This is a genomic window from Chitinivorax tropicus (genome assembly GCF_014202905.1).
Taxonomy (GTDB): Bacteria; Pseudomonadota; Gammaproteobacteria; order Burkholderiales; family SCOH01; genus Chitinivorax; species Chitinivorax tropicus.
This window is the reverse complement of record NZ_JACHHY010000005.1, coordinates 180959-206424: the sequence shown is the minus strand read 5'-3', so window position 1 is coordinate 206424 and position 25466 is coordinate 180959. Positions and strand designations below refer to the sequence as shown.

Here is a 25466-nt window from a genome sequence, read left to right as displayed (position 1 = left end):
CTCGATTACAACCGCTCCCGGCCACATAGTGCGCTGGGATATTTAACGCCGGAAGAATTCCGGCAGAAGTACCACCAACAGAGGACCCAGGTTGCCAATTAAAGACTGGGATACCTAACGGGGAAAGGTCACTGTTTAAATCTCATTCTAGCCTCCTTCACTATCACTATAATAATAGTGTCGCTACCTGCTAAGGGGGATTTACAGTTATCAGGAGCTTGTCCTGAATATTTCTAACCTGCCTTCATATTAGCTATTCACGTTAGCAATCTCCGAACTGTGGAACTTAATCGACGCATAAAAAATTGCCCTGACAATTTCTCGCTGAGCAGCTTGACAATTTGAATTTAATTCGTATTATTTAACTACCAGTCGGGAAACTGTTATTGTACTTATATTGAAAATCGAGAGATTGTCAATAGTTCGATAGAAAATAAAAAAGCCAGTCATTCGACTGACTTTTTTAAATTTTACTTCCTATTGAGCTGAGAAATTCATCAATGCTGGTTCGTGAGGTTAATGTAATTTTATTCCCAGAGAATTTATTGAAAATTGCCTGATGTCCATCAAATGAGCTTGATCCAGTGCGAGTTCTATAAGAGCCCGCCCAATTCAGTAGGGCGGAAAATGATTCTTCGGTTCCATTTCCTCTAATTCCACGAGATTTAATGTTTTCAATGCATTCCAGTTCATTTATTTTTAACCAAACAAGATAGGTGGCATGAATTTGAATTTCTTCAATAATCCATCCATAAATTCCTTCGATTACCCATTTATTGTTTTCGGCATGTTGCTTTGCCATTTGCAGGGAAACTAAACGATCTCTTGCTACACCATACCCACCAGGCTCCCAATGTATGGTGTCTAAGTCAATCCACTCGCTGCTCATGGCTGAAGCTAAGTTCTTTGCAATCCAACTCTTCCCTGATCCACTATTTCCAAGGACTATTATTCTATTGAGGTTCATTTTTTAGTCGGTTAGGTTTTAATTCATGAAGCTCGTCAAATTTTCTAACTGACGAAAAGCCAAGAACATTTGCCACCAGCAAGGAATTATCATTTGCTTTGGACAAGGTTCTTGAAATTGCAGTTTTTCGGAAGTCATGAAACCTCAAATCGAATCCATGCTTCTTCACTTGTGCGTGAAAAATTCGATCAAAGCCCATAATGGTATAGGCGAAGAAATTCCCTTTGTCATTCTTTTATTTGAGTGTGGCAATGTATTCCTGTGCTTCTTTTGTCAGGTAGATTTTTCGTGGCTTGCCTGACTTAGCATGAATGAGTTGAATATAATTTTCCTTAACCTGATCTTTTTTGAGTGTAATGACTTCACTTCTTCGCATTGAAGTGAGTAAAGACAGGTTGGAAATTTCATAGAGTTCTGAATTTGAATATTGTTTAAATGCTGTGAAGATTTTTTCAAGCATTTAATCAGAAATAAATCCTTCACGTTTTAAGGAGTTATTTTTCAATAAATCCAGATCATATTCACGACAAGGATTGCGAAGTTCAACAATGGAATCCAGCTCAGAAAAATATTTTGCCTTGTTGAAGACATTGGAAATTTGTGTGATCTCTCGTTGAATTGAAATAGGTTTCAATTCAAGCCGCTTCCTTGACTTGATATAGTTGTTAATGTCAATGGGGGTGATTTTGCGAATGTCGTATTTTCCAAAATATTTATAAACTGGATCTTCAGGATTGCCGACACCCATGTCCACTTTTTCTTGATAGGTAAGTGACCTATCAAGAATGGAGATTCCAAGAATAATATTGAAAAAAGCTACCGTGCTTGCATGGTTCCTTTTTTGAAGTTCTGTTTCTCGTGGTTTGGTATCAATGTAATCACGAATGTACAGCTTCACAAAATGCTCAAAACTAAAATCGTTACGATTTTCTTTGTCGGAACGGTATTTTTCTTCTTCTGTTTGTTCAATGGAATAAATTAGCTTTTTACCTTGAACGGTTTTTGATAATGCTAAATACTCTTTGGCTTCATTCAAGTTGTCAAAAACTCAACTCCGTTGACCTTTGAAGTTCTTCCTTGTAATCCGCACACGATATGCACTCTTGACAGTGCCATCTTTTAATGTCCAACTAATTTCTTGGATACCTCGCGGTGTGGCAGTGGTCATCAGGAACCTCTAAAATTTGGCTGTTCTATTGGCACATTTTACAGCGATCAACCAAGTTTTGGTAGTGATTGTTTCGGTTCCTGAAATGCTGTGAACCATTATGCGACAAGGACTTAGGAGAGAAAAATGACAGAAACTATCGTGCTTGGTGGAGGTTGTTTTTGGTGCCTGGAGGCCGTCTTCCAGCGCTTGAAGGGGGTGCATCAGGTCACGTCAGGCTATATTGGTGGGCATGTTGACCACCCTAGTTACCGTGAGGTGTGTGACGGCCAAACCGGTCATGCCGAGGCAGTCCGGATCGAGTTCGACCCCGCTGTGATCAGCTATGCCGAGCTTCTGACGGTATTTTTCCAGATCCACGACCCGACGACTCGCAATCGACAGGGTAATGATGTGGGTACGCAATATCGCTCGGCTATTTTCTATATGGATGCCTCGCAACAGGCCCAGGCTGCTGCCATCATGGCCCAGTTGGAGGCGGACAATAGCTGGGGTGCGCCAATCGTTACTGAATTGACGGCAGCAAGTACGTTTCATGCCGCTGAGCCTTACCACCACAATTACTACAACCAGCACCAGATCCAGCCTTATTGCCAGTTGATCATCTCACCCAAGGTCAACAAGGTGATCCAGCAGTTCGCACATCTACTGAAATGAGCACCCCCGGCTTGACCTGTTATCGCGGGTGTTTCAGAAAACAGGGGGTGAGGAATGGGTGGCAGCGAAAAACGGGGGCAGATGCCCCCGTTCTTGTTTACGTGCTTACCAGCTGAACTGAATGCTGTATTTACCACTGCTTGAGCCGGTTCCGCCACTGTAGTACTTCACCGCGACGTAGCGGGTGACCGATCTGCTGCCGGAGTTGGCGCCAGAGACTGTATCCACCCTGCCCGCCCCCGCCTCGCTACTGGACAGCAGCGATCCAGCATCGTTGTACAGATAGACATCATAGTCAGCGGAGCCGCTACCTGGCGTCATGCTCGCCCTCAACGTCTTGCCCGCCGGCAATGTCACCTTGAAGTAGTCGACATCGCGGCTGGAGCCAATGTTGGCTTGCACCGTACCACTGGTGCTGATGATATTGGCACCTGATAGCGAGTCGTTTGGCTCAGTCTCACCGCCTGATCCGGGGGGCGTGGTATCACTATCCGCTGCCCTGACCGCCGCATTAGCATCAACAATACCCGCGCCACATTGCGAGCACGTTGCCGGGAAGGTACGTGCGGTGGACTTCAACAGGGATTCGACCTGATCAGGCGTCAGGGATGGGTTTCTGGAGAGCATCAATGCCGCTACCCCCGCCACGTGGGGTGCAGCCATGGAAGTCCCCTCGTAGAAGGAATAGCCCTCGCCGACCGGCGTGGCTTGGCCGATGTCCACCGTTGACAAAATGCCATTCGCGTCAGTGACATTGGTTTCGCCGCCGGGTGCCGACACATCAATCACGCTGCCAAAGTTCGAATAGTAAGCATGGCCACCGGCACGGTTGGTGGATGCCACCGTAATCGTCCCTTGGCAGTTGGCAGGACTGAATCCGCCAGCATTGACGTTATCGTTGCCAGCCGCCACCACTACCACCGCACCATTGTTGCGTGCGCTATTGATAGCATTCTGTGTCGTGATTTCGCAGCTGCCTTTCCCGCCCAGTGACAGGTTGATGACCCTTGCACGGTTAGAGTTGGCAGGTACACCATCCACAGCCCCGCCAGCAGCCCAGATAATGGCATCGGCGATATCCGAGGTATACCCGCCACACTTACCCAGCACCCGCAGTGGTAAAACCCGTGCATCAAACGCTACGCCAGCCACCCCCACGCGGTTATTGGTCAAGGCTGCGATAGTTCCAGCAACATGCGTACCATGCCAGCTGGAGGTCAAGTCCCATTTCGGCTCGCCACCACCACACTCTCCTGCCTTCGTAACAGTACCTGGGTCCCGGGCGTCCGAATCCCGCCCGTCCCCATCGACGGAGACAAAGGTATCGGTAATGAAGTCATAGCCAGGCAATAGGTTGGCAGAAAGATCGCTGTGGGGGCGATAGCCTGTATCAATCACCGCGACAGTGATGCCTTGACCGGTCGACAGATCCCAGGCTTGTGGCAGGCGCATCCCCCCGGTTGCTTCGGTCAGATCCCACTGCTCGCTGAATCGGCTGTCATTGGGCGTGAGCATGGCATGCTTGATCCGATCTGGCTCGGCATACTCGACATTCGGGTCTTGTGCTTTCAAATTCGCAGCCAGCTGGCTCACCTCCTCAACCGACGCCTTGCGATTCAAAGTCAATACCTGCGCACCCGTTGCGGTTTGACGCAACGTCCGCAGGCTGAAGCCCATTTGTTGCCCGATCCGTTGAGCGGATGCCATGCGCTCGGCCATCATGGATGCCGACGTTCTGGCGCTCATGCTTTCCAGCGATGAGGACTTGTATTTGACGATCATCCGATCGGTACGATCCGATCCGTTTGCCTCTCCAGCGGCAAAAGCAGAAGCTGAAAATAGTGTGAATACCAGCACAGCAACTTGTTTGGGCATATAGAAATACCCCGAATCATTATGCTTCACATTACTCTCCTATTTTATTTAATTTCTTTATTTTCGCCAGTTCGAATGTACGACATCACTATAATTAAACTCATGCCAAGCCACTGTAATGCCGTAACATTTCATAACAAGCAATTCCGATTATCCGGACAAACGAAGAGAAATTGCAAACATTTTTATGTCATTAGAATGATCTGCGACGCACAAAGGAAGAGCTGTATTTGTGCAATTGCGAGAGAAAATTCGAGGTATTCAACGAAAAAATCTGATGATTTTAAAAACAAATCAAATATACAGATAAAATAATATCGAGCGAAATTGGCAACAATATAAAGGCATTTTCCCAAATAACAGCATTGCGCCTATTGCTACTCATTTGACGCAATGCAAAACAGAAAAATCACAAAAAATTTTTGAGGAAGCGGTCTTGGAGGGGGGCGCAAGCGAGGATTCCTTTAGGGATGCCATTCCTGCACCACCCGGCATGGCTTCACAGCCCGCACTCGCCGGTACTGCGGCTAGTCGCCTGAAAAGAATGAACTATCGCTTGCTGGAAATGGTCTAAATTATTTTGCGGATGGAGCGAGAGAGAAAAGATGAAGAAGTGGTTGCATCGTCGGCTACCCACGCCAGAAAAAATCATGGCACAACAATGGCTTGGCCCTGCCCGCCCGTATCTTGCCCGGCCAGAACTATGGTACATCAACCGAAAAGGAATGGCGCTTGGGCTGGCTGTCGGTTTATTCATCGGCTTTGCCATTCCTATTGCGCAGATTGCATTGGCCTCATTGGCGGCCATCTGGTTCCGTCACAATCTACCGGTTGCCGCTGCCGCGACACTCATCACCAATCCATTCACCGTTCCCCCCATCTATTTCAGCGCTTACCAATTGGGTGGGTGGATGCTGCCCGATTTGAAGATGTATGAGCATTGGTTGGCCAATCTGGGCGCCCCATTCGTTGTCGGGCTGTTGACCATCGCCATTGTTTCCTCACTATTGGGCTATTTCGGCTTACACGCCGCGTGGAAAGGCTCGGTGGTGTTACGCTGGCGTGCACGGCAACGCAACAAGCAGGCATCATGTGAAACCATGTGATCTCAGCTGAATGACGCCGGGGGCTTCTTTGTGTAGAAGCCCCCCGCACCATCACTTAGCAGCTAAGCCGTACCCTCAGCAAGCGTTTATTCCTTGCCCCACTTAGATAAACACAGGTGCGGCCTGATGCCACGATGCATCAACAAGCAGTGTTTGCTGTTTGCCAATTAAAGCGAAGGCGCTTCATATAGTTCAATCCCTGCCGGGTCTGCCAAAGCCAGTCGATCTGGGATGGCCATGTTGCAGGCGCTCAGGACTTTCAAACAGCGGTACCGGATTGTACGTTTGCATAGGTACGTTGGGCATATTTCAGCCACTTTCTTTGCTTCCAGCGCCGGTACATGAGCATGCCTCTCAACCATTCATCCAGCACCATCGCCGCCCACACCCCGACCAGGCCCAACCCCATATAAGTGCCCAGAAACCACGCCCCCAGCACCATGACACCCCACATGGACACCATGCCGATCATGGCGGGGTATCGCGCATCCCCCGTCGCACGCAGTGAGCTGATCACGACAATATTGAATACCCGCCCCGGCTCCAGGATCAACCCAATCCGCATCAACATGGCACCCGTTGCAATCACCACCGGGTCTTGGGTGAACCAGCTCAGAATCCAAGGCGACAGCACCGAAACCACAATGACCACCAGGACGGAAATGGCAAACCCGACTCGCAAGCTACGGAGCAGTTGCCGATAAGCTTCGTCAAATTGCCCTGCGCCAATCAACCGCCCGATCAGAATCTCGGTTGCCAGGCCGATTGCAACTGTTGCCAACACCACTAACCAGACAAGCTGCATGGTATAGGTCTGTGTCGCGAGTGCTTGTTCGCCCATGCGTGCAGTGAACGCTGTCACGGTCATGAAAGCCAGCCACCAGCAGATATTCTCGCCCGCCGCCGGCAGGCCAATGTGTAAAATCCGTCCCAGACGTTCACGGTGAACGCTGAAGAAGTCAGCGGCCTTGAGTTTCAGATGAGTGTGATATTCCAGAAGCACCCACAAGGCGAGGCAAGCTACCAGCCGGCTGATCACCGTAGATAACGCGACACCGACCACGCCCATTTTTGGGGCCCCCAGCAGGCCGAAGAGCAGGATTGTGTTCCCGATGACATTGATGATGTTCTGGGCCACTGTCACCAACATGGCGTCACGGGTGTGCCCATGCGCGCGGAGCACGGCAGAGATGGCCAGATTGATGGATTCCAGAAACAGCGTCCCACCCATCAGGCTCAGAAATGGCACGGCGTATTGCAGCAAGGCATCTGAGAGCTGTGCCAGCCGTAGCAAAGGCTCGGCCAAACAATACACCGCAATGCTGATGGCAAGCCCCAACCAGGTATTGACGCTGATTGCCGTTGCGGCAACACGCTCGGCCCCTTCCTTGTCCTGCCCACCCAGATGGTGTGTGACCACCACGCTGCAGCCCATACTGACAAATCCAAACAGCACCAGAAAAAATGCGACAAATTGATTGGCGGTACCCAACGCGGCAACCGCCTGGTCGGAAATATGACTGACCATGAAAGTATCGACCAGCCCGACCATGAGATGCAGTGCCTGCTCGACAAAAATGGGCCAGGCCAAGGCCAGCAGTGATGGAGAAGCAGCTTGTCGGGGGGAGTGCGATACATCCATGGTGTTTGATTCTTTCGACCCGGCGGACGGGTAGGTGGATAGCTTGTGAGCCGGTCGGTCTGCACCACCCTGATTGACTCTGTCAAGGATTCGGCATTGCAAATCAACCCAACAGAAAACTTGAAATCGAATTCACACCACAGATTGTAAGTATTTGACAGGATGTAGCCAAATTGTAGTCAGATCAGGAAATCAGCCCGCCATGAACATCGTGGACAGGCACGGCAAGCCGATCATCTGAGGACTGGCGCCACCCAGTGCAAGAGGAGTGAGCACGATGTGAGAAACGGTCGTGTCGGACATGCAAAAAGCCGATCTGGCTCAGAGGCAGCCCACCTGAAGTGTGGGCCTGCTGAACACAGTCGGCTTCCGTTTACAGGTGGAATGGTAATTACGCGCCCTGAAACTCCAGCGAGGAATGATGAACAACGATCCGGAGTGCACCCGCGTCGTCTTTGACAAACATCCAGGTCTTATCCACAGTGGTCACTTTCCCGTCTTTGCCCGTGAAACGCACCTTGCCCATGGTGGTAGCGGTGTCGCCAGTGATCAACACCGCTGCATTGTCGATCTCACACTTCTTCCAGCCTTTCAAAGCAAAGCCAGTATCCTTCGGATAGGTCGAATCCCCACCCACAAAATAGGACAAGGTGCCTGCACGGGTCGTCCGGAAAGTCTGTGGATTCATTGTCAGCGTCGGCTTGAACAGAATGGCTTTGCCATAGGCGCTATCAATCACCTTCTCGGCCAGCGCCTTGGCTGCCTCACGGCCATTGCTTTCGTAGGTGGAGCTGATATCGACCAATGCCTTGCACCACCCCTGCTGGGCCGCCAGGACTTCCTGCTCAGAGATGCCACGATTGACCACCACTGCCTCTGCGGCGGCGTATCCAGAGAAAAGCGTCAAAGCTGCCAAACCAGCGAAACGTTTAAAACTCATTTACCTATCTCCTTATGATGGCCGATTTGCAACAGTGCCGCACATATGTCCTGCCGCCTGACCGGTACATTCAGTCAGGCCATGCGGGTACCATCCATCAGCCGTAAACATGCACCCAAATGCCATGCAAACTGATTGATCTCGGGTGAATTTCAGTCAAAATCAAATAATTCACCCAGGAAGCCCTCGCGCTTCTTCTTTTTGTAATACCCACTATCGTGGTGATGTTGTTGCTGGTGTTGCTGGTGTTGCTGTTGATACGATTGATGTTGATGCTGGCTGTATTGCGGATGCGAGCTGGAAGGCTGCCCATGCCCTCGCGGCAGCTCATGCGAAGCCTCATATGCTGCGGGCTGGGCCGATGTTTGTACCGCTGATCGATCAATGATCTTGTCCAGCTCACCTCGATCCAGCCACACACCTCGGCATTGAGGGCAATAGTCGATCTCGACCCCGCTTCTCTCAGACATGACCAGGTTGACACCTTCACATACCGGACACTTCATGGCACACACTCCTCAAAATGACAGAACCCAATCCTAAGGGCGTTACCGCCCATGCTCAGATCACATGCAAACCAGTTATCGTGCGGACTGCAAAGCCGCAATACGGTCTTCCAGAGCCGGATGGCTTGAGAACATCGAGGCCCAGCCACCGCCACCTGAGATACCGGAAGCAGCCATGTTCTGTGGCAACGCACCAGCCTGCATACCGCCCAGGCGACGCAGTGCAGCAATCATGTTTGTCGGGCTGCCCAGCAACTGTGCGGCACCAGCATCAGCGCGATATTCACGCTGGCGCGAGAAGTACATGACAATGACGCTGGCCAGAATGCCAAACAGAATTTCGCAGATGAACACGGTGATCATGTAACCAATGCCGGTGCCGCTGCTGGACTCGTCATCATTTCGCTTGAGGAATGAATCCACCAGATAACCGACCACTCGCGCCAGGAAGAATACGAAGGTGTTCACCACCCCCTGTATCAAGGTCAATGTGACCATGTCGCCATTGGCGATGTGGGCTACTTCATGCGCCAGTACCGCCTCGACCTCTTCTTCAGTCATACTGTGCAACAACCCAGTTGAAACAGCGACCAGGGAGTTGGATTTGCTTGCGCCGGTGGCAAAGGCGTTGGGCTCACCATCATAGATGGCTACCTCCGGCATGGGCAGGTTGGCGCGTTCAGCCAGCTTACGCACAGTATTGACCAGCCAGTATTCAGCCTCAGTGGCAGGCTGCTCGATGACCCGGGCTCCGGTTGACCACTTGGCAATGGTCTTGGACAACAGCAGCGAGATGAATGCGCCACCAAAGCCCATGATGGCGGCAAAGACGAGCAACATGCCAAGATTCAAGCCGTTGGCGGTCAGATAACGGTTGACGCCAAGCATGCTGGCGACAATGCTTAAAACCAGCATCACGCCAATATTGGTGGCAATCAGCAAAATGACGCGTTTCATGGTGTGTATTCTCCTTTGATGCAGTGGTGAGGTACGTGGAACGCACCGAGGCTGGACGCTGTCCAAGCAAGAGCTTCGCGATCGTACTGGATTTTTGCAGTCGGAAAAACCGAATAAAACCTTACTATTCATCCGATTTTTTCGAATTGAAATATGCGATATACCGACCTGAACTACAAACACCTTCGTTATTTCTGGGCGACGGCCAAAGAGGGCAGCATCACCAAAGCTGCAGAACAGTTGGGCATGAGCGCCCAGACGGTAAGCGGGCAGATCGCCCAACTTGAACAGCAGATTGGGCGGGCTTTGTTTGCGCAGCAAGGGCGAGGCTTGGTGCTGACAGAGGCAGGCCGGATTGCGCTGGGGCTGGCAGATCAGATATTCCTGCTGGGCAATCAGCTACAAGAAACGTTGGCAGATGAGCAGCTCGGGCAGACCCTTCGCTTCACAGTCGGCATTTCCGATGCTTTACCCAAAACGCTGATCTACCGCCTGCTGGAGCCTGCCCTGCAGCTACCACAGCGTATCCGCCTGACTTGCGATGAGGGAGAATTCGACCCGCTGCTGGCAGACTTGGCCTTACATCGCCTGGACATGGTGTTGGCTGACCGCCCAGCCACACATAGCACCCAGCTACGCTTGCACAGCGATACGGTCGCACACTGTCCGGTCATGATCTTTGCGAAACAAGAGCTGGCGGCACGGCATGCCAAGCCGTTTCCGGCTTGCCTGCATCGGGCGCCCATGCTGATGCCTACACGCAACAACGCGTTACATGCTCAGTTGGAACATTGGTTCACGACCCATGACATCCGGCCCGACATTGTGGGCGAATTTGAGGACAGTGCGCTGCTGGCCACCTTCGGGCAGCAGGGCTTGGGCATGTTTCCCATGCCAGCTTTCAGCAAGGAGGACATGGCGAATCAGCTGGGCGTGGCCTGCGTCGGGCAACTGCGGAACATCATCGCACCCATCTACGCCATCTATAGTGATCGCCGGATTTTACACCCGGCGGTGGCGGCCATCCGTGACCATACCCGCTGACATGCCCACTGGCAGCGGATTTGACACCCATGGATTGGATGGACGCGGGGCCTGTCCACACAGCTATGTTGCTCTTTATGTGCCACGTGTGGTGCCGTCATCGGGTTCGGACTCTTCCAATTGCTGGAGCAGGTAGAGTCGCTGATAGATACCTGATTCGATCGCCATCAATTCATCATGATCGCCCAGCTCGGCTACCCGACCATGATTCAGCACCACGATCCGATCCGCGTCACGGATGGTTGACAATCGATGCGCAATGGCAATCAGGGTGACTTTGCCATGTAATGCCGTCAATGCTTGCTGGACCACTTGCTCAGTCTCACTGTCGATATGTGCGGTCGCCTCATCCAACAACAGGATGCGCGGCTGGCCAGCCAGCGCCCTGGCAATGGCAATCAACTGCTTCTGCCCCGTTGAAAGCCGCACCCCGCCTTCGCCCAGCTGCGTGTCGTAACCTTGCTCCAGCGACATGATCAGATCATGCACTTGGGCGGATCGGGCAGCCGTCTCGATTTGCATCTGAGTCAGGCCCCGGCCCATATCGATGTTTTCTCGGGCCGTGGCGGCCAGCAGAAACGGCTCTTGCGGCACCAGCCCGACACCAGCCCGAAATGCCAAGTCATTGAAATGATGGATGGGCACGCCATCGATGTCGATTTCGCCCTGTTGCGGCTCATAAAAGCGCAGCATCAGACTGAGCAAGGTGGATTTGCCGCTGCCTGTATGGCCGACGATGCCATAAAACCCGCCAGCTGGAATCTCCAGGCTGAGATCATGCAGCACGGTTTGGCCAGGCAGATAGCCGAACCGCAATTGTTTGATCGAGACGGCGCCCTGTGATACCACAGCATCACCTTGTGCGGGCGGTGCTTCCGTTTCCTTCAATAAGGTATTGACCCGCGCAGCGGCCACTACAGATTGCTGCAACTGGCTGAACTGCATGGTGATTTGAATGAGTGGCTCCACCACACGGGAGATATAGCTGACAAAAGCATACAGGACGCCGATTTCCACCCCATGCAGGTCGCGCAAGCCAAAGTTGAAGATCACCGTTACCAATAACAGCACATTCAGCAAGTCCAACGCAGGTCGCAGCAGCCAGGCATTGGCGCGGATTTCGATCAACCGCGCGTGATAGTGCGACTCATTGGTCTGGGCAAATCGCTGCTCAAAACGACCCTGTGCTTGGCTGGCCTGTAGCACAGCCATGCCTGCGATGCTTTCCGCCATCTGCGCATTGATGTCGCTACGCAGTTGCCGGGCGCGGGTCACCGCCGGTGCGCTCAGGCGCTGATAGAACCAGACGATGATCATCACGGCGGGGATCAACACCGATACGATCAGCATCAGTCGCCAATCCAGCCAAGCCATAGCCACCAGTGCGCCAACCAGCAAGATGCAGCTGTCCAACATGACGAACAGCACCTGCACATACAGACTCTTGACGGCTTCGGTGTCATTGGTGACCCGGCTGACCAATTGCCCGGTGATGGCCTTATCGAAGAATGCCATCGGCAGGGCCAGCACATGGCTGTAGACCGACTCACGCAGGCGGCGAACTGAGCGCATCGCCACGCCAGAGAGCCGGATCAGTTGCAGATACCGCAAGATGGTTGCAACCACCCCGCTCAATAGGGTGCCGAGCAACAACCCAACGACCAGCTTGCCCTCGAAGTGGCGTGGCAACAGGTGATCATCAATGAATATCTTGCCCAGGATCGGGCCGAGCATTTCCAGCCCTGTGGCGATCAGCAGCCACAACACCCCCCACCACAGATGCCGTTTTTCCGGCTCAGCCGCCCAGGTCAACAGGGCCAGTGCACGGCCCTGTTCAGACTGCTGTAGATCAAATCGTTTCAAGGCTTGCCTCCAGTTGCTGGTAACGCCACTGCGTGGCATACCAGCCATTCATGGCCAAGAGCGCATCATGGCTGCCAGATTCCACAATCCGGCCATGTTTCATCACGACGATATGGTCAGCATCCGCCACCGCACTCAGGCGATGGCTGACGATCAACACCGTGCGGCCACGGCGGGTGTCGCGCAGGTGGTGCAGAATATTGGTTTCCGTCTCGGTATCGACCGCAGATAGCGCATCATCCAGCAAGAGCACTGGGCTGTCTGCCAGCAAAGCACGGGCAATGGCCACACGCTGGCGCTGACCACCGGACAGTGTCACCCCACGTTCACCTACTGGTGTGTCATAGCCCTCTGGAAACCGTGTGATGTCATCATGGATCGAGGCCAGTCTCGCCACGTGAATGACCTCTTCACGTGTAGCCCCAGACTTGGCCAGCGCGATATTGTCAGCAATCGATGCTGAAAACAGAAACGGCTCCTGCGCCACCCAGCTGACCCTTTCTCGCAATCTGCTCAATTGAAAAGCAGTCAACGGTGTGCCATCACTGGTCAACTGCCCCTGCTCCACAGGGTATTGACGGAGCAGCAGACGGATCAGAGTCGATTTGCCAGCACCTGTCGGGCCCACCACACCGATGGTCTTGCCAGCATCCAAGGCCAGCTGGATGTGTTGCAGCGCTGGCTGGCTTTGCCCCGGATAGGTGAATGACACGTCATCGAACATCACCCGGCCCACAGTCAGATCAGCCCGCGTACCGCTATCGTCGATGGTCAGCGGTGCATTCAAAACGGGCACCAGCCGCCCCCAGGCGGCCCTGCCGCGCTCGATCAGCGACAACACCCAACCCGCTGCAAACATCGGCCAGATCAACTGCCCCAGATACATCGTAAAGCTGGTCAGCAAGCCGATTGTCATCTGTTGCTGCCAGACCAGATACCCGCCCAGCGCCAACGCCAGCACCGAGGCAATGGTCAGCGTGATACCGACAGCGGGCTCGTAAGCGGCCTCCCACTTCTGCGCCACCAGGCTGGCCTCGGCTGCGGATTCAGCCATGTGTGCAAACTGCATGGCACTTCGTTGCTGCAGCCCCAGGGCACGGAGTGTCCTGACACCGGACAGCGTCTCATGCACATGGTCATTCAATGTGCTGAAGCGATCCAAAGCCGTTCGCGATGCATGATGCACTTGGTTGGAGATATACCAGAACGCCATACCCATGAAGGGGAACGGCAGCAACGCGATCAGCGTCAGGCGCCAATCCACGCCCAACATCATCATCGCAATGACCAGCACGAAGGACAGCGAGCCATCGAAACCCGCCAGGAAAGCCTCACCCGCCGCCATTTCCACCGCATCGATGTCATTGGTCGCGCAGGCCATCAGATCACCGGTACGTTGTTGATGGAAAAAAGCCGGGCCTTGTAATGTCAGGCGACGATAAAGCTGCTCACGTAGGGACACGCCCAATCGGTAAGAAGCCTTAAACAGCGTCAGGCGCCACCCCACTCGTAGGAAATAGACGATGACCCCCAGCCCGATCAGCATGGCCAATTGCTGATGCAAGGCCGTCCCGACCAATCGCCCGGCGACCATCTCATCGATCACATACCCCACCTGCCGGGGCAACCAGACTGTCAATGTCGCAATACCTGTCAGCATGAGCGCTGAGGCCAGATAAGCTCGCCAGTGCTGGCGGATGAATTGTTGCAGCAAACGAGAGAAGGTCATGCACACACCTTGTCAAATCTGGCACACGTTGCCAGATGGCTATCGAAACAGTCATGCGCCCAGACGCCACCAGCATCTGGCGGCCATCCACCCAAGCACGTATGAAATGGCATGCTCACCCAGCCAGTCCAACGCACATCACACTAGTCGATATGTGACGCACATAACATGGAAAATACGGCTGAGGTGAAGCGATCAGCGTGGTAAAGCAGTGTGAGTTGAAAGCGTTTCCAGCCTGAAGGAGGACACATCGCTTTTCCTCGATTCCTGGCCGCTGGCTCCACTGACGTGATGATGCGGATATTTTGCAGCTTGGCAGGTCGTTATCCTGCTGCCCGCCTTAATTTGCCATATGGCGATATGAGCACCCACAACAGTCGGCCATTCTACAAGCAAGTGCAGACTTGATGTACAGGGACAGATGCCGATTTTTTTGATCGGCACACACGGCTGCCAAAGCAAACGGGGTGGTCCGGCTGGCACCACCCCGTCATCCGGCGCAGGAAACAACCGCTCGCCGGTGAAACCTGACGCCCTTACGAGCGGCGATAGCGGGGTGGCAGGAACAACGCGGCCACCTGCTCGGTTTGGCGAGGGCCGCGTCCTGGGTAGAGTGGACGAACTGGCGCAGGTGTCCGACCGTTTGACATCAAAGCAGCACCCGTTGCAGTCGGCGCTGCCTGCGGTGTGCGCGGTGTGGTATACCCAGGCACAGGCACCAACTCCAACGATTGTTTCACCAACTTTTCAATCGCCGCCAATTGTTTGGATTCTTCATCCGACACCAGCGAGATGGCGGTGCCTTTTGCACCGGCACGACCAGTACGGCCAATCCGGTGGACATAGTCCTCTGGCGTATTGGGCAGGTCGTGATTCACGACATAGGGCAGCTCTTCGATATCCAGGCCACGCGCGGCCACGTCGGTCGCCACCAGCACTTTGACCTTGCCCTCTTTGAACTGGGCCAGCGTCTCCAGGCGCTGCTGCTGGGTCTTGTCGCCATGAATGGCATCTGCCGCGAACCCTTCACGGGCCAATTCACGAGACAGGCGCTCAGCCCCTTGGCGGGTATTGCAGAACACGATCACCTGCTGCATGTCGTGGTGGCGGATCAGATGCGCCAAAGTAGCGCGTTTGCGGAAACCATCCACCTGATGTACGACTTGTGTCACCTGTTCGTTCGTCGAATTACGACGGGCCACTTCGATCACTTGCGGGTTGCGCAGGAACTGATCAGCCAGCTTTTTAATTTCTGGTGAAAAGGTGGCGGAGAACAGCAGCGTCTGCCGCTCGGCGGGCAGCATCGACAAGATCCGGCGGATATCCGGCAAAAAGCCCATGTCGAGCATGCGGTCTGCCTCGTCCAAGACCAGAATATCGACACGATTGAGCACGACCGTTTTCTGTTGGACATGATCCAGCAGCCGACCCGGGGTTGCGACCAGCACCTCGACGCCTGCGCGTAAAGCCGGGATCTGGCTGTCGATATTCACCCCGCCAAATGCCACGGTTGAGCGTAATGGGACATATTTGGCGTAGCCCTTGACCGAATCGCCCACCTGATCAGCCAATTCACGTGTCGGGGTCAGGATCAAAGCCCGGAGCGGGTGGCGGGCCGGTGATGGGCTCGAATTGGCAGCAGGCTGCAACAGATGCAGGATTGGTAAGGTGAAACCAGCGGTTTTTCCGGTGCCTGTCTGCGCGGCGGCAAGCACATCTCGCCCGCCCAGCACAACAGGAATCGCTTGGGCCTGAATCGGCGTCGGCTCGCTGTAGCCTTGCTCAGCGACGGCACGTAACAGTTCCGGCGATAGGCCCAAATCGGCAAAAGACATCAATACTCCTTGCTGATACGAATACGTATCGGGATCACACAGGCCGGATGCGCAACAAGCGCCTCTCAGCAGAATTTTACGATTATATAAGAAATGTATTATCAACGTCTTGCGGACAAACGTTTTTCACGGCCTTTTGTCAATTATTTATTCAACAGGTATCGACTGCTTCCACAAATGGCACGGGTAGACTGGCATGCGGGCGATGCGGTACCGGGTGCTGATCAACTTCTGGAGTGCCTGTTGCCACGCGCCTCGCAAGCGGTGCTTCCTGCGCTGGGGCCACTCACGTCAGCGCAAACTTGAAACCCCGCCAACACAAGCAACACCTACAATGAATGAGCGAGGCTGGCCGCAACCGTCCTCAAGCTGCTCCAGTTGAATACCCCGCTTATCAAACAATCGAGGTACCCATGGATGTCAATGATTTCTTCCTGGGCCGACAGCCCGTGGTTGATCGCCAGCAGCAGTTGGTAGGGTTTGAGCTATTGTTCCGCCGTGGTGGCCAGAACACCGCTGAGATCACCGACGATTTGTCCGCAACCGCGACGGTCATCAATCATGCCTGCGCCGATGTGGGGATCAAGGAGGTGCTGGGCCCCTATTTCGGCCTGATCAATGTGTCTGCTGATCTATTGCTGTCGGACACCATTGAGCTGCTACCGGCGGAACACATTGTGCTGGAGATTCTGGAGACGGTGGATTTGACACCAGAAGTCATTGCGCGATGCCATCACCTCCGCCAGCAGGGCTTTCGGCTGGCTTTGGATGACGTGATCCACCTGACCCCACCCATGCAGGCTCTGTTGCCGTTGATCAGCATCATGAAGTTGGATATCCCTGCCATGAGCATGGAAAGTGTCAAGCAAGTATGCCGCGAGCTGGCCGGATCATCCATCAAGGTGCTGGCCGAGAAGATCGATTCAGCCGATCAGTTTCTTCAGTGTAAAGAGGCGGGGGTCAGCCTGTTCCAAGGATATTACTTTGCCAGGCCGACCATCATCTCCGGCAAGGCTACGTCGCCTTCGGAGACAACACTGCTGAGGCTGCTGGGCTTGATGGTGGGGGATGCGGAAACGGAGGAAATCGAGCAATGCTTGAAGCTCAGCGCGGATTTGTCGATCAACCTGATGAAGATGGTGAACTCCGTTGCATCTGGCCTGAACTACAAGATCAACAGCCTGCATCATGCGATCACTGTCCTTGGGCGCCGTCAGTTGCAGCGATGGCTGCAGCTGTTGCTGTATACCCATGGCCGCCAGGACCAGAGCGGCCCCAGCCCATTGATGCAACTTGCTTCAACGCGAGGTCGGCTGATGGAGCTCCTGGCTGCGCGGATTTCTCCAGCAGACAAGGCCATGCAGGAGCGGGCGTTCACGGTCGGGCTGCTATCCTTGCTGGATGCGCTGCTCAACAAACCGGCCATTGAGTTGCTGCCGCCGCTGAATCTGGCAGATGATATCAATCAGGCGCTATTGGATCGCAGCGGGCCGCTGGGCGAGCTGCTGCAATTGGTTGTACAGACTGAATTGATCGATAGCCAGCAATATTGCCCCATTCTACCCAGAGGGCTCAATGCCGCAGAGTTCAATCAGATTCAAGCCGAAGCCCTATGCTGGGTGAATGAGTTGACCGCCGAGATGCATTAGTGGCGCTTGATCTGGCCCCATGACAGGGCCAGCACAAACAAGGGCGGTATGAAATGGGCAGGTATTTTGTCATCCATACTGCCACCGACTGGCACGTTCACACATAGCCACGTCGCAGCAAGGGCTCGATCTCCTCTGCAGGCAGCGGTCTGCCGAATAGATAACCTTGTGCCACCCGACACCCCAGCCGTGCCAGGAAGCGCCCCTGCTCCTCTGTCTCCACACCTTCCGCCAGTACCTGGATGTTCAGGCTGCGAGTCATGGCGATGATCGCATCGACCAGGCCGGGGTCATCATCACTGGCGTTGATATCACGTACAAACGAGCCGTCGATCTTCAGGGTATCCAGTGGGTAACGCTTCAGATAGCTCAGGCTGGAATAGCCCGTTCCGAAATCATCCATCGAGATATTGATCCCGACGCTTTTCATCCGCTCCAAGGTCAGCCGCGTTTCGTCAGGCTTTTGAATGGCTGTGCTTTCCGTGATTTCGATATCGAGCAGCGATGGACATAGACCTGTTTCCCGTAGCGTTTCCATGATCACGCTATCGACGTCTTTCAGGTGGAACTGACGGGCGGACAGGTTGACCGCCACGCAAACCGGGGTAATGCCAGCCAACTGCCATTGCCGCATCTGCTGGCAGGCAGTACGCAGTACCCATTCGCCAATGGGCACGATCATGCCGGTTTCTTCTGCAAGAGGGATGAATTCAGCTGGTGAAACCAGCCCCAACTCGGGTGACTGCCAGCGCACCAATGCCTCCAGCCCGACAATCTGCCTCGTATCCAGATTGACCTGCGGCTGGTAATAGACGATGAATTCATTGCGATCAATCGCCCCGCGTAGGCGTGCCTCCAGCACCAGGCGCTCCATCGCACGCGCATTCATCTCCGGGTGATAGAACTGGAAATTATCGCGGCCCAGCTCTTTGGCGCGATACAGGGCCACATCGGCATTACGCAGCAAGGTGTCTACGTCTGAGGCATCATTCGGGAACATAGCGATGCCAATGCTGACGCCGACAAAGAGATGATGGCCGTCGATTTCGATTGGTTTACGGATGGCGTTTTGGAGTTTCTCCGCAATGTGCGAGAGAAAATCGGCACTGGGTGTGTCTGGCACAATCAATGCGAATTCGTCCCCACCAAGCCGGGCAAGGGTATCGCCACGCCGCAATACTTGTTGCATGTGCCGGGCGACATCTTGCAGGAGCTGATCGCCAATGCCGTGCCCCAAGGTGTCATTGACCGTCTTGAAACGATCCAGATCCATATACAGCACGCCAAATGACGCACCTTCCCGCTCATTGGCCGTGGCCAACAACTCCAGCCGATCACGGAACAATCGCCGGTTGGGCAGCTCAGTCAAGGCATCATAGAATGCCAGATGCCGGATGGTGCTTTCTGCAAATTTCCGCTCGCTGATGTCTTCTGCCACCACCACAAAGTGCGTTATCCGCCCCGATGCATTGCGCACCGGTGCCAGGGTCTGCAGGCACCAATACTGTTCGCCGTTTTTACGACGGTAGTTGATCTCGCCATGCCATTCCCTGCCGCCCAGCATGTCCCGCAACATACCCTGGAATGCTTCGTGCGAGCCTTGTTCCGTATCCAGCGTCTGCAGGTTCTTGCCCACCACGTCATCTACGGCAAAGCCGCTGGTCAGGCAGAATTTGGGGTTGACGTATTCGATCTCACCTTGCGCATCGGTGATGATGACCATGTTGCCGCTCTGCTCCACCGCCAGGGACAGCTTGCTGAGCTGCTCGGTGGCCTGCTTGGTTGCGGTGATATCGTTGATGGCCGCCAGAACATGGCTTTGCGCGCCTGTCTGACCAAGGCCCCAGCTGATCCCCACCTGGATACGGCGGCCATCCAAGGCGCGGTATTCCGTCTCGGTATAGGTGGCGGTTTCGTTGCGCAAGATCGCACAGCCGATTCTGGCGAGATCGTGCTTGGCCTCCTCAGTCAGAATCTGCCGGAAATGGTCGAGCAATGCATGCTTGGTTTGTGCGCCGAACACATCCAGTGCGGTCTGGTTGACATTGTGCAACTTGATGCGCTCGACAAATGCCTGCCGAACCTGCGGGTCATCCAGCAGCGCCTCGGCGGCGGTGTGCGGGTGCTGCTTGAGCACTGTTCGCAAGTAGCCCAATGCCTCTGAAAAGTCTTCTTCCCACAATGACACGGGTGCAGTATCAAACAGGCGCCGGTACAGTTGTTCGCTCTCATTCAACGCAGCCTGGGCCTGCTTCAGATCCGCAATGTCCACAATGAACAGAATGCTTTCACCATTGGGCAGCGCCGCGCGCCCGGCAAGCACGGCATGCTCGCTGCCATCCCGGTGCTTGAGATGGGCTTCGAAAGGGCGGGAATGCCCCTTTGCGTCAATCGTATCTTCCCACGCCGTCTGTACGCTCTGTAACACGTCCTGCCAGGCAATACCGTCTTCTGTGAGCATAGTGCGCTGACGGTCCGCCAACTCCAGAAACGTGTCGTTTGCCTCCGTCAGAAAACCATTGGCCGACACAAAGGCAATACCCAATAAATTGGAAGCAAACAATCGGCTCAGTCGTGCGGTACTGATGTCCAGCTGATGCTGGGCATGAACCTTTTCCGTCACATCATCAGCAATGATCAGCCTGGCCGGCGATTCGCCGTATTCCACAGCATGGCTGAAGACATCCACCAGAATCAGCTCACCCGACTTGCTGCGTGTCTCCCAAATGCCCAATGCGACGCCGTCCGTGGATTCCGATGCCTGGATCTTGTGCAGATTGGGCAGCATATGCTCAACGATCACCTGATCCAATGTGCTGGAGACCAGCTCGCTGGCATGGTAGCCATAGCGCTTCAACATGGCATGATTGATGGCCAGGATGCGGTTCGACTTGCGCTCATATACACACATCATGTGTGGGTTATCATCGAACAAGGCTTGATAATAGGCCGCAGATCGTTGTAATTGGGCCTCATATTCAAGTCGCTCGGTGATATCGCTCACCCAGATCAACACCCCGCTTGCATCCATCCCTGGCAATCGCTTGGCATGCAACTGCGCTTGAAACGGCTGCCCATCACGTCTGTACGCCGCCACCACCAAGGGTGTCGAGGCCATTGTGCCGTTGAAGATGGATTGCATATAGGTATGTAGGACGCTTCGATCCGATTCAGCCAGTAGTGTTGCAAAAGACCTGCCCAAGGGCTCATCCACTTGACTGAAGCCGAATATCTGGAGAAACGCTGGATTGGCGCGATCCACTTTCCCATCGATCAATACCGCGATGGCATTGCTTGAAAAATCGAAGACTGCACGTAACTCGGCGTCCCGCTGCCGAAGGGTGTAGCCGGTGCGGCGCAGCCGGAAAGACAGCAGTAGCAACAACACCCCTGCGATGGTGAAACCCGCAGCAGCAGAGATCAGATTGGGCAAACCAGCAAGGCCATCTGTCTCACGCGTGGTCCGCATGATATCCATCGACAGATAGATCCAGCCGGACAGTGCGGCAAAGAAGAACAGCACCAGCAAACCGAATACAACGGTTACGACTCGTGAATTGAGTTGGTCGGGACGATTCAACGTGTCCTCATCAAATGGAATAGCAAAATGGCATGACAACGTTACTTTAACATCGAGAACGCTATTGTTATCACCAAAAATACGCTTTGACGCAAATAGTATTAGGGCGGTTATGTAGGCACGACGTTACAACCCGCGCCAGATCATGCAAAGCGGCAACAAAGCCTGAGCGACGAGACCGCGGCCATCAAAAAAAATGGCCAGCTTCCGCCAGCCATTTTCTCTTCTTTCAATGATTTACAGCTTACCTGCAATCCAGTCCGCCACCCCTGCCAGGGCCGCAGGCAGCCCGCTTGGCTGGGTGCCGCCAGCTTGCGCCATATCGGGGCGACCTCCGCCCTTGCCGCCGACCTGCTGGGCAACAAAATTGACCAGCTCACCCGCCTTGACCTTGCTGGTGGCATCTGCCGTCACCCCTGCCACCAAGGCGACTTTGCCATCGTTGACGGTGGACAGCACAATGGCAGCAGAGCCCAGTTTGTCCTTGAGCTTATCCATCATCTCACGCAGGGTATTGTTGTCGGCCCCCTCGATATTGGCTGCCAGCACTTTCAGCCCCTGGATATCCTTGGCCTGCGCTACCAGCTCATCGCCCTGGCTGGATGCCAGCTTGCCTTTCAGCTTGGCCAGCTCCTTCTCCAGTGATTTGACACTCTCTTGTATCTGACCAATCTTACCCAGCAATTCGGCTGGTTGAGCCTTCAACAATGCGGCGGCCTCCTTGATCTGAGACTCCTGCGCCTGGACATAAGCCAGTGCACCCTCACCCGTCACCGCTTCAATCCGCCGCACCCCTGCTGCCACGCCGCCCTCGGCCACGATCTTGAAGAAGCCGATATCGCCAGTGCGATGCACATGCGTGCCACCACACAACTCAGTCGAGAAGTTGCCCATCTTCAGCACGCGCACTTCGTCGCCATACTTTTCACCAAACAACGCCATGGCGCCGGTACGAATCGCATCATCGTAGGACATCAATGACGCGGTCACGTCGTAATTCGCCGCCACGACATGGTTGACCACTGCTTCGATTTTGGCGATTTCAGCCGGCGTTACCGCCTGCGTATGGGCAAAGTCGAAACGGGTACGCTCATGGTTCACCAACGAACCCTTCTGCGCCACATGCTTGCCCAATACCTCTCGCAATGCTGCGTGCAACAGGTGGGTCGCTGAGTGGTTGCGCGCAGTTGCCAGTCGCTTGTGCAGATCAATGGTAGCCTGCACGGCCTCCCCAACCTTCAACGCACCGCGCGTCAAACGGCCATGGTGGCCGAACACGGTGGCTTTGACTTTCTGGGTGTCCGCCACATCAAACAACGCATCCAACCCACCGGTTGCGGAAATCTCTCCCACATCCCCGACCTGACCACCACCCTCGGCATAGAAAGGTGTGTTGTCGAGCACCACGATGCCCTCATCACCGACCGACAATTGCTCGACCGGCTCGCCCTGCTTGTACAGTGCCAATACTTTGGCATCGACACTGCTCTTCAGGTAACCCTCAAAGCAGGTGTCACTGCCTTCATAGCTGACACGGCCTGCCATCTTGAATACATTGCTTTCACGGGACTGCTCGCGTTGCTTCTCCATTTCCCGCTCGAAGCCCGCCATATCCACGACCACCTCGCGCTCACGGCAGATGTCATTGGTCAGATCGACGGGGAAGCCGAAGGTGTCGTAGAGTTTGAATGCCACCTCACCAGCCAATGTCTTGCTGCCATCCGCCAAGGCGGATTCCAACAAGCCCATGCCGTTTTCCAATGTCTTGGCGAACTGCTCTTCCTCCAGCTTCAGCGCAGCAGCGATGCGCTCCTGCTCGGCTTTCAACTCAGGGTATGCATCACCCATGACTTCAACCAGGGTTGGCACCAGTTTGTGGAAGAACAAGCCCTTTTGACCCAGCTTGTAACCATGACGAATGGCACGTCGAATGATGCGCCGCAGCACATAGCCACGGCCATCGTTGGATGGCATGACGCCATCCGCGACCAGGAAGGAGCAGGCACGGATGTGATCGGCAATCACGTTCAGCGACGGGCTGTTGCGATCCGCAGCACCGGTCGCACGCTGTGCTGCATCAATCAGGCTCTGGAACAGGTCGATTTCGTAATTGGAATGCACATGCTGCAGAACCGCCGAAATGCGCTCCAGACCCATACCTGTATCAACCGATGGCTTGGGCAGCGGGTGCAACGTGCCGCTCTCGTCCCGATTGAACTGCATGAATACGTTGTTCCAGATCTCAATGTAGCGATCACCGTCTTCCTCTGCCGACCCAGGTGGCCCCCCCCAGATATCCGCACCATGATCATAGAAAATCTCGGTACAGGGGCCACACGGGCCTGTATCACCCATTGTCCAGAAGTTATCGGAGGCATAAGGCGCCCCCTTGTTATCACCGATGCGCACCATGCGCTCAGCCGGGATGCCGACTTCTTTATGCCAGATATCGTAGGCTTCGTCGTCTGTGGCATAGACGGTGACCCACAACTTTTCCTTGGGCAGATTCAGCCATTGTGGCGAAGTCAGGAATTCCCAGGCATAAGCAATGGCATCACGCTTGAAATAGTCACCGAAGCTGAAATTCCCCAGCATTTCGAAGAAGGTATGGTGGCGAGCGGTGTAACCGACATTTTCCAGATCATTGTGTTTGCCACCCGCGCGAACGCATTTCTGCGAAGTTGCCGCCCGTGTGTAGCTCCGTTTATCCAGCCCCAGAAATACGTCCTTGAACTGGTTCATCCCTGCGTTGGTAAACAAGAGGGTGGGGTCGTCGCCCGGCACCAGGCTGGAAGAGGACACGACCTGATGGCCTTTGGAGGCGAAGAAGTCGAGGAATTTCTGTCGGATTTCTGCGGATTTCATCCTGTTCAAACCTTATCGTTCTGTATCTTTCAATCGATTCGTCAAGGCCATCACGTGATGGACCATTGCAAACCGTTCAATATGTCTTGAGCCGATGGCGGTGTCAGCCACCACAACTCGTCTTGCTTGATCTGGTGCCGTAATGTCGCCCCGATGCCGATGAAACGCCATCCCAATGCCCGTGTCGCGACTTGATCCCAGTGCCCATCACCCACATAGGCAATCTCGGCAAACTCGCTTACGCCACATGACGTTTTAGCACGCGCCAGCGCAAGACGCATGATGTCCTGCCGCGAGATGGCCTCACAAGCCGCTGCAAATGGGACGCCATCGATCGGGTATCCCGCAACTTGCAGTTTCAATCGGGCCTCAGGCCCCCAGCCACCCGTGGCAATCGCCACCGCCACGCCAGCAGTTTGCCGAAGCGCATTGAACAGCGCCAATGCACCTGGCAATGCCTGCGCTTGGTCGGGTTTGGCCTCGTGTTGCTGTCGCATCAGCAAGCCAAACCGACGCTGAACTGCCACGGCCTCATCAGCCCGCACGGAACGATCTTTCGCACGCCAGACGATTTCCTCAAGGATACCGGAGGATGTCACGTGCGTATAGTTACGCCAGTCCGGATCAATTTCTGCGATCCCCAGCACCTCATGGACCGCTTGACAGAACAATGCCCCATCATAGTGCAATGAGTCGACCAAAGTTCCATCGACATCAAACATGATCAACTTCATATCGCGCTTTCAAAACAAAACTGGTAAGCCACGCCACGGCACCCACTACAGTGACGAGTGACGATCTCTGGATCAGTTGGAGAATATACACGCCAGGGGGTATGACCGAATAGCAGGGCTTTTGTTGCGACTCAATGCTCTGACCCCTGTAGGCATCACCTGCCGATATCGGTTTCAGGGCTGGTCTATTTCAAACGACCTATCGATTCCGTCGAGAAGTTGGGATGCGGCAGGGCTGACAGTGTCTCAAATTGAGGTGGAGTAAGCGCACTTGCCAAGCACAATGATCACCGCAGAAATGGCCAAGGATAGGGCCTGAGCAAGTGGGTGGTTTTGATGCGATGATTGC

At 54.3% G+C, this 25466-nt stretch carries 18 protein-coding genes; 5 read left to right on the top strand and 13 right to left on the bottom strand.

The window, feature by feature from the left end; translation table 11 throughout:
* Positions 1 to 102: integrase core domain-containing protein (locus HNQ59_RS20035; protein WP_184036416.1), on the top strand; the 102-nt coding region annotated here is incomplete at its 5' end.
* A gap of 361 nt (positions 103 to 463) precedes the next feature.
* On the opposite strand, the gene HNQ59_RS05860 is transcribed toward HNQ59_RS20035, so the two are convergent.
* Positions 464 to 967: a P-loop NTPase family protein gene (locus HNQ59_RS05860; RefSeq protein ID WP_184036413.1), complete on the bottom strand. Its 504-nt coding sequence runs from the start codon at positions 965 to 967 to the stop codon at positions 464 to 466.
* A gap of 460 nt (positions 968 to 1427) precedes the next feature.
* Positions 1428 to 2003, bottom strand: a complete 576-nt coding sequence (locus tag HNQ59_RS05855; protein WP_184036410.1) for a hypothetical protein — start codon at positions 2001 to 2003, stop codon at positions 1428 to 1430.
* 258 nt (positions 2004 to 2261) lie between these two features.
* Between HNQ59_RS05855 and msrA the strand changes: the two genes are divergently transcribed.
* Positions 2262 to 2792: a peptide-methionine (S)-S-oxide reductase MsrA gene (gene msrA, locus HNQ59_RS05850; protein ID WP_184036407.1), complete on the top strand. Its 531-nt coding sequence runs from the start codon at positions 2262 to 2264 to the stop codon at positions 2790 to 2792.
* A gap of 105 nt (positions 2793 to 2897) precedes the next feature.
* On the opposite strand, the gene HNQ59_RS05845 is transcribed toward msrA, so the two are convergent.
* Positions 2898 to 4697, bottom strand: coding sequence for a S8 family peptidase (locus HNQ59_RS05845; protein WP_343074208.1), 1800 nt, complete (start codon positions 4695 to 4697; stop codon positions 2898 to 2900).
* A 575-nt stretch (positions 4698 to 5272) separates the two neighbouring features.
* Here HNQ59_RS05845 and HNQ59_RS05840 point away from each other — a divergent pair.
* Complete coding sequence (locus HNQ59_RS05840; protein ID WP_184036404.1) at positions 5273 to 5773, top strand: DUF2062 domain-containing protein; 501 nt, start codon at positions 5273 to 5275, stop codon at positions 5771 to 5773.
* A gap of 259 nt (positions 5774 to 6032) precedes the next feature.
* Here the strand turns inward: HNQ59_RS05840 and HNQ59_RS05835 are convergent, their stop codons facing one another.
* The 4 genes from HNQ59_RS05835 to htpX all read right to left on the bottom strand — a co-directional run bounded on the left by HNQ59_RS05835 (position 6033) and on the right by htpX (position 9818).
* Positions 6033 to 7415: an MATE family efflux transporter gene (locus HNQ59_RS05835; protein WP_184036401.1), complete on the bottom strand. Its 1383-nt coding sequence runs from the start codon at positions 7413 to 7415 to the stop codon at positions 6033 to 6035.
* Between the two features lie 391 nt (positions 7416 to 7806).
* Complete coding sequence (locus tag HNQ59_RS05830) at positions 7807 to 8355, bottom strand: hypothetical protein (protein WP_184036398.1); 549 nt, start codon at positions 8353 to 8355, stop codon at positions 7807 to 7809.
* 152 nt (positions 8356 to 8507) lie between these two features.
* The gene (locus tag HNQ59_RS05825; protein ID WP_184036395.1) at positions 8508 to 8861 is read right to left on the bottom strand and encodes a TFIIB-type zinc ribbon-containing protein; all 354 of its coding nucleotides are present in this window, start codon (positions 8859 to 8861) and stop codon (positions 8508 to 8510) included.
* A 75-nt stretch (positions 8862 to 8936) separates the two neighbouring features.
* Positions 8937 to 9818, bottom strand: coding sequence for a protease HtpX (gene htpX, locus HNQ59_RS05820; RefSeq protein ID WP_184036392.1), 882 nt, complete (start codon positions 9816 to 9818; stop codon positions 8937 to 8939).
* Between the two features lie 153 nt (positions 9819 to 9971).
* Between htpX and nhaR the strand changes: the two genes are divergently transcribed.
* Positions 9972 to 10862, top strand: coding sequence for a transcriptional activator NhaR (gene nhaR, locus HNQ59_RS05815; protein WP_184036389.1), 891 nt, complete (start codon positions 9972 to 9974; stop codon positions 10860 to 10862).
* Between the two features lie 75 nt (positions 10863 to 10937).
* On the opposite strand, the gene HNQ59_RS05810 is transcribed toward nhaR, so the two are convergent.
* The 3 genes from HNQ59_RS05810 to HNQ59_RS05800 form a co-directional block, all read right to left on the bottom strand.
* Positions 10938 to 12725 carry an ABC transporter ATP-binding protein gene (locus HNQ59_RS05810; RefSeq protein WP_281397177.1) on the bottom strand — a complete coding sequence of 596 codons (1788 nt, stop codon included), beginning with the start codon at positions 12723 to 12725 and terminating at the stop codon, positions 10938 to 10940.
* The gene (locus HNQ59_RS05805) at positions 12712 to 14454 is read right to left on the bottom strand and encodes an ABC transporter ATP-binding protein (RefSeq protein WP_184036384.1); all 1743 of its coding nucleotides are present in this window, start codon (positions 14452 to 14454) and stop codon (positions 12712 to 12714) included. Before HNQ59_RS05805 ends, HNQ59_RS05810 begins: the two co-directional genes overlap by 14 nt.
* Positions 14455 to 14990: 536 nt before the next feature.
* Complete coding sequence (locus tag HNQ59_RS05800; RefSeq protein ID WP_184036381.1) at positions 14991 to 16289, bottom strand: DEAD/DEAH box helicase; 1299 nt, start codon at positions 16287 to 16289, stop codon at positions 14991 to 14993.
* A 413-nt stretch (positions 16290 to 16702) separates the two neighbouring features.
* On the opposite strand from HNQ59_RS05800, the gene HNQ59_RS05795 reads away from it, so the two are divergent.
* Positions 16703 to 17938, top strand: coding sequence for an EAL and HDOD domain-containing protein (locus HNQ59_RS05795; RefSeq protein WP_184036378.1), 1236 nt, complete (start codon positions 16703 to 16705; stop codon positions 17936 to 17938).
* Between the two features lie 97 nt (positions 17939 to 18035).
* On the opposite strand, the gene HNQ59_RS05790 is transcribed toward HNQ59_RS05795, so the two are convergent.
* From HNQ59_RS05790 to HNQ59_RS05780, 3 genes are all read right to left on the bottom strand, one after another.
* A complete protein-coding gene (locus HNQ59_RS05790) occupies positions 18036 to 21518 on the bottom strand; it encodes a sensor domain-containing protein (RefSeq protein ID WP_184036375.1) in 3483 nt (1160 codons plus the stop codon).
* Between the two features lie 237 nt (positions 21519 to 21755).
* Positions 21756 to 24383, bottom strand: coding sequence for an alanine--tRNA ligase (alaS, locus tag HNQ59_RS05785; RefSeq protein ID WP_184036372.1), 2628 nt, complete (start codon positions 24381 to 24383; stop codon positions 21756 to 21758).
* Positions 24384 to 24433: 50 nt separating this feature from the next.
* A complete protein-coding gene (locus HNQ59_RS05780) occupies positions 24434 to 25117 on the bottom strand; it encodes an HAD family hydrolase (protein ID WP_184036370.1) in 684 nt (227 codons plus the stop codon).
* Between the last annotated feature and the right edge of the window lie 349 nt (positions 25118 to 25466).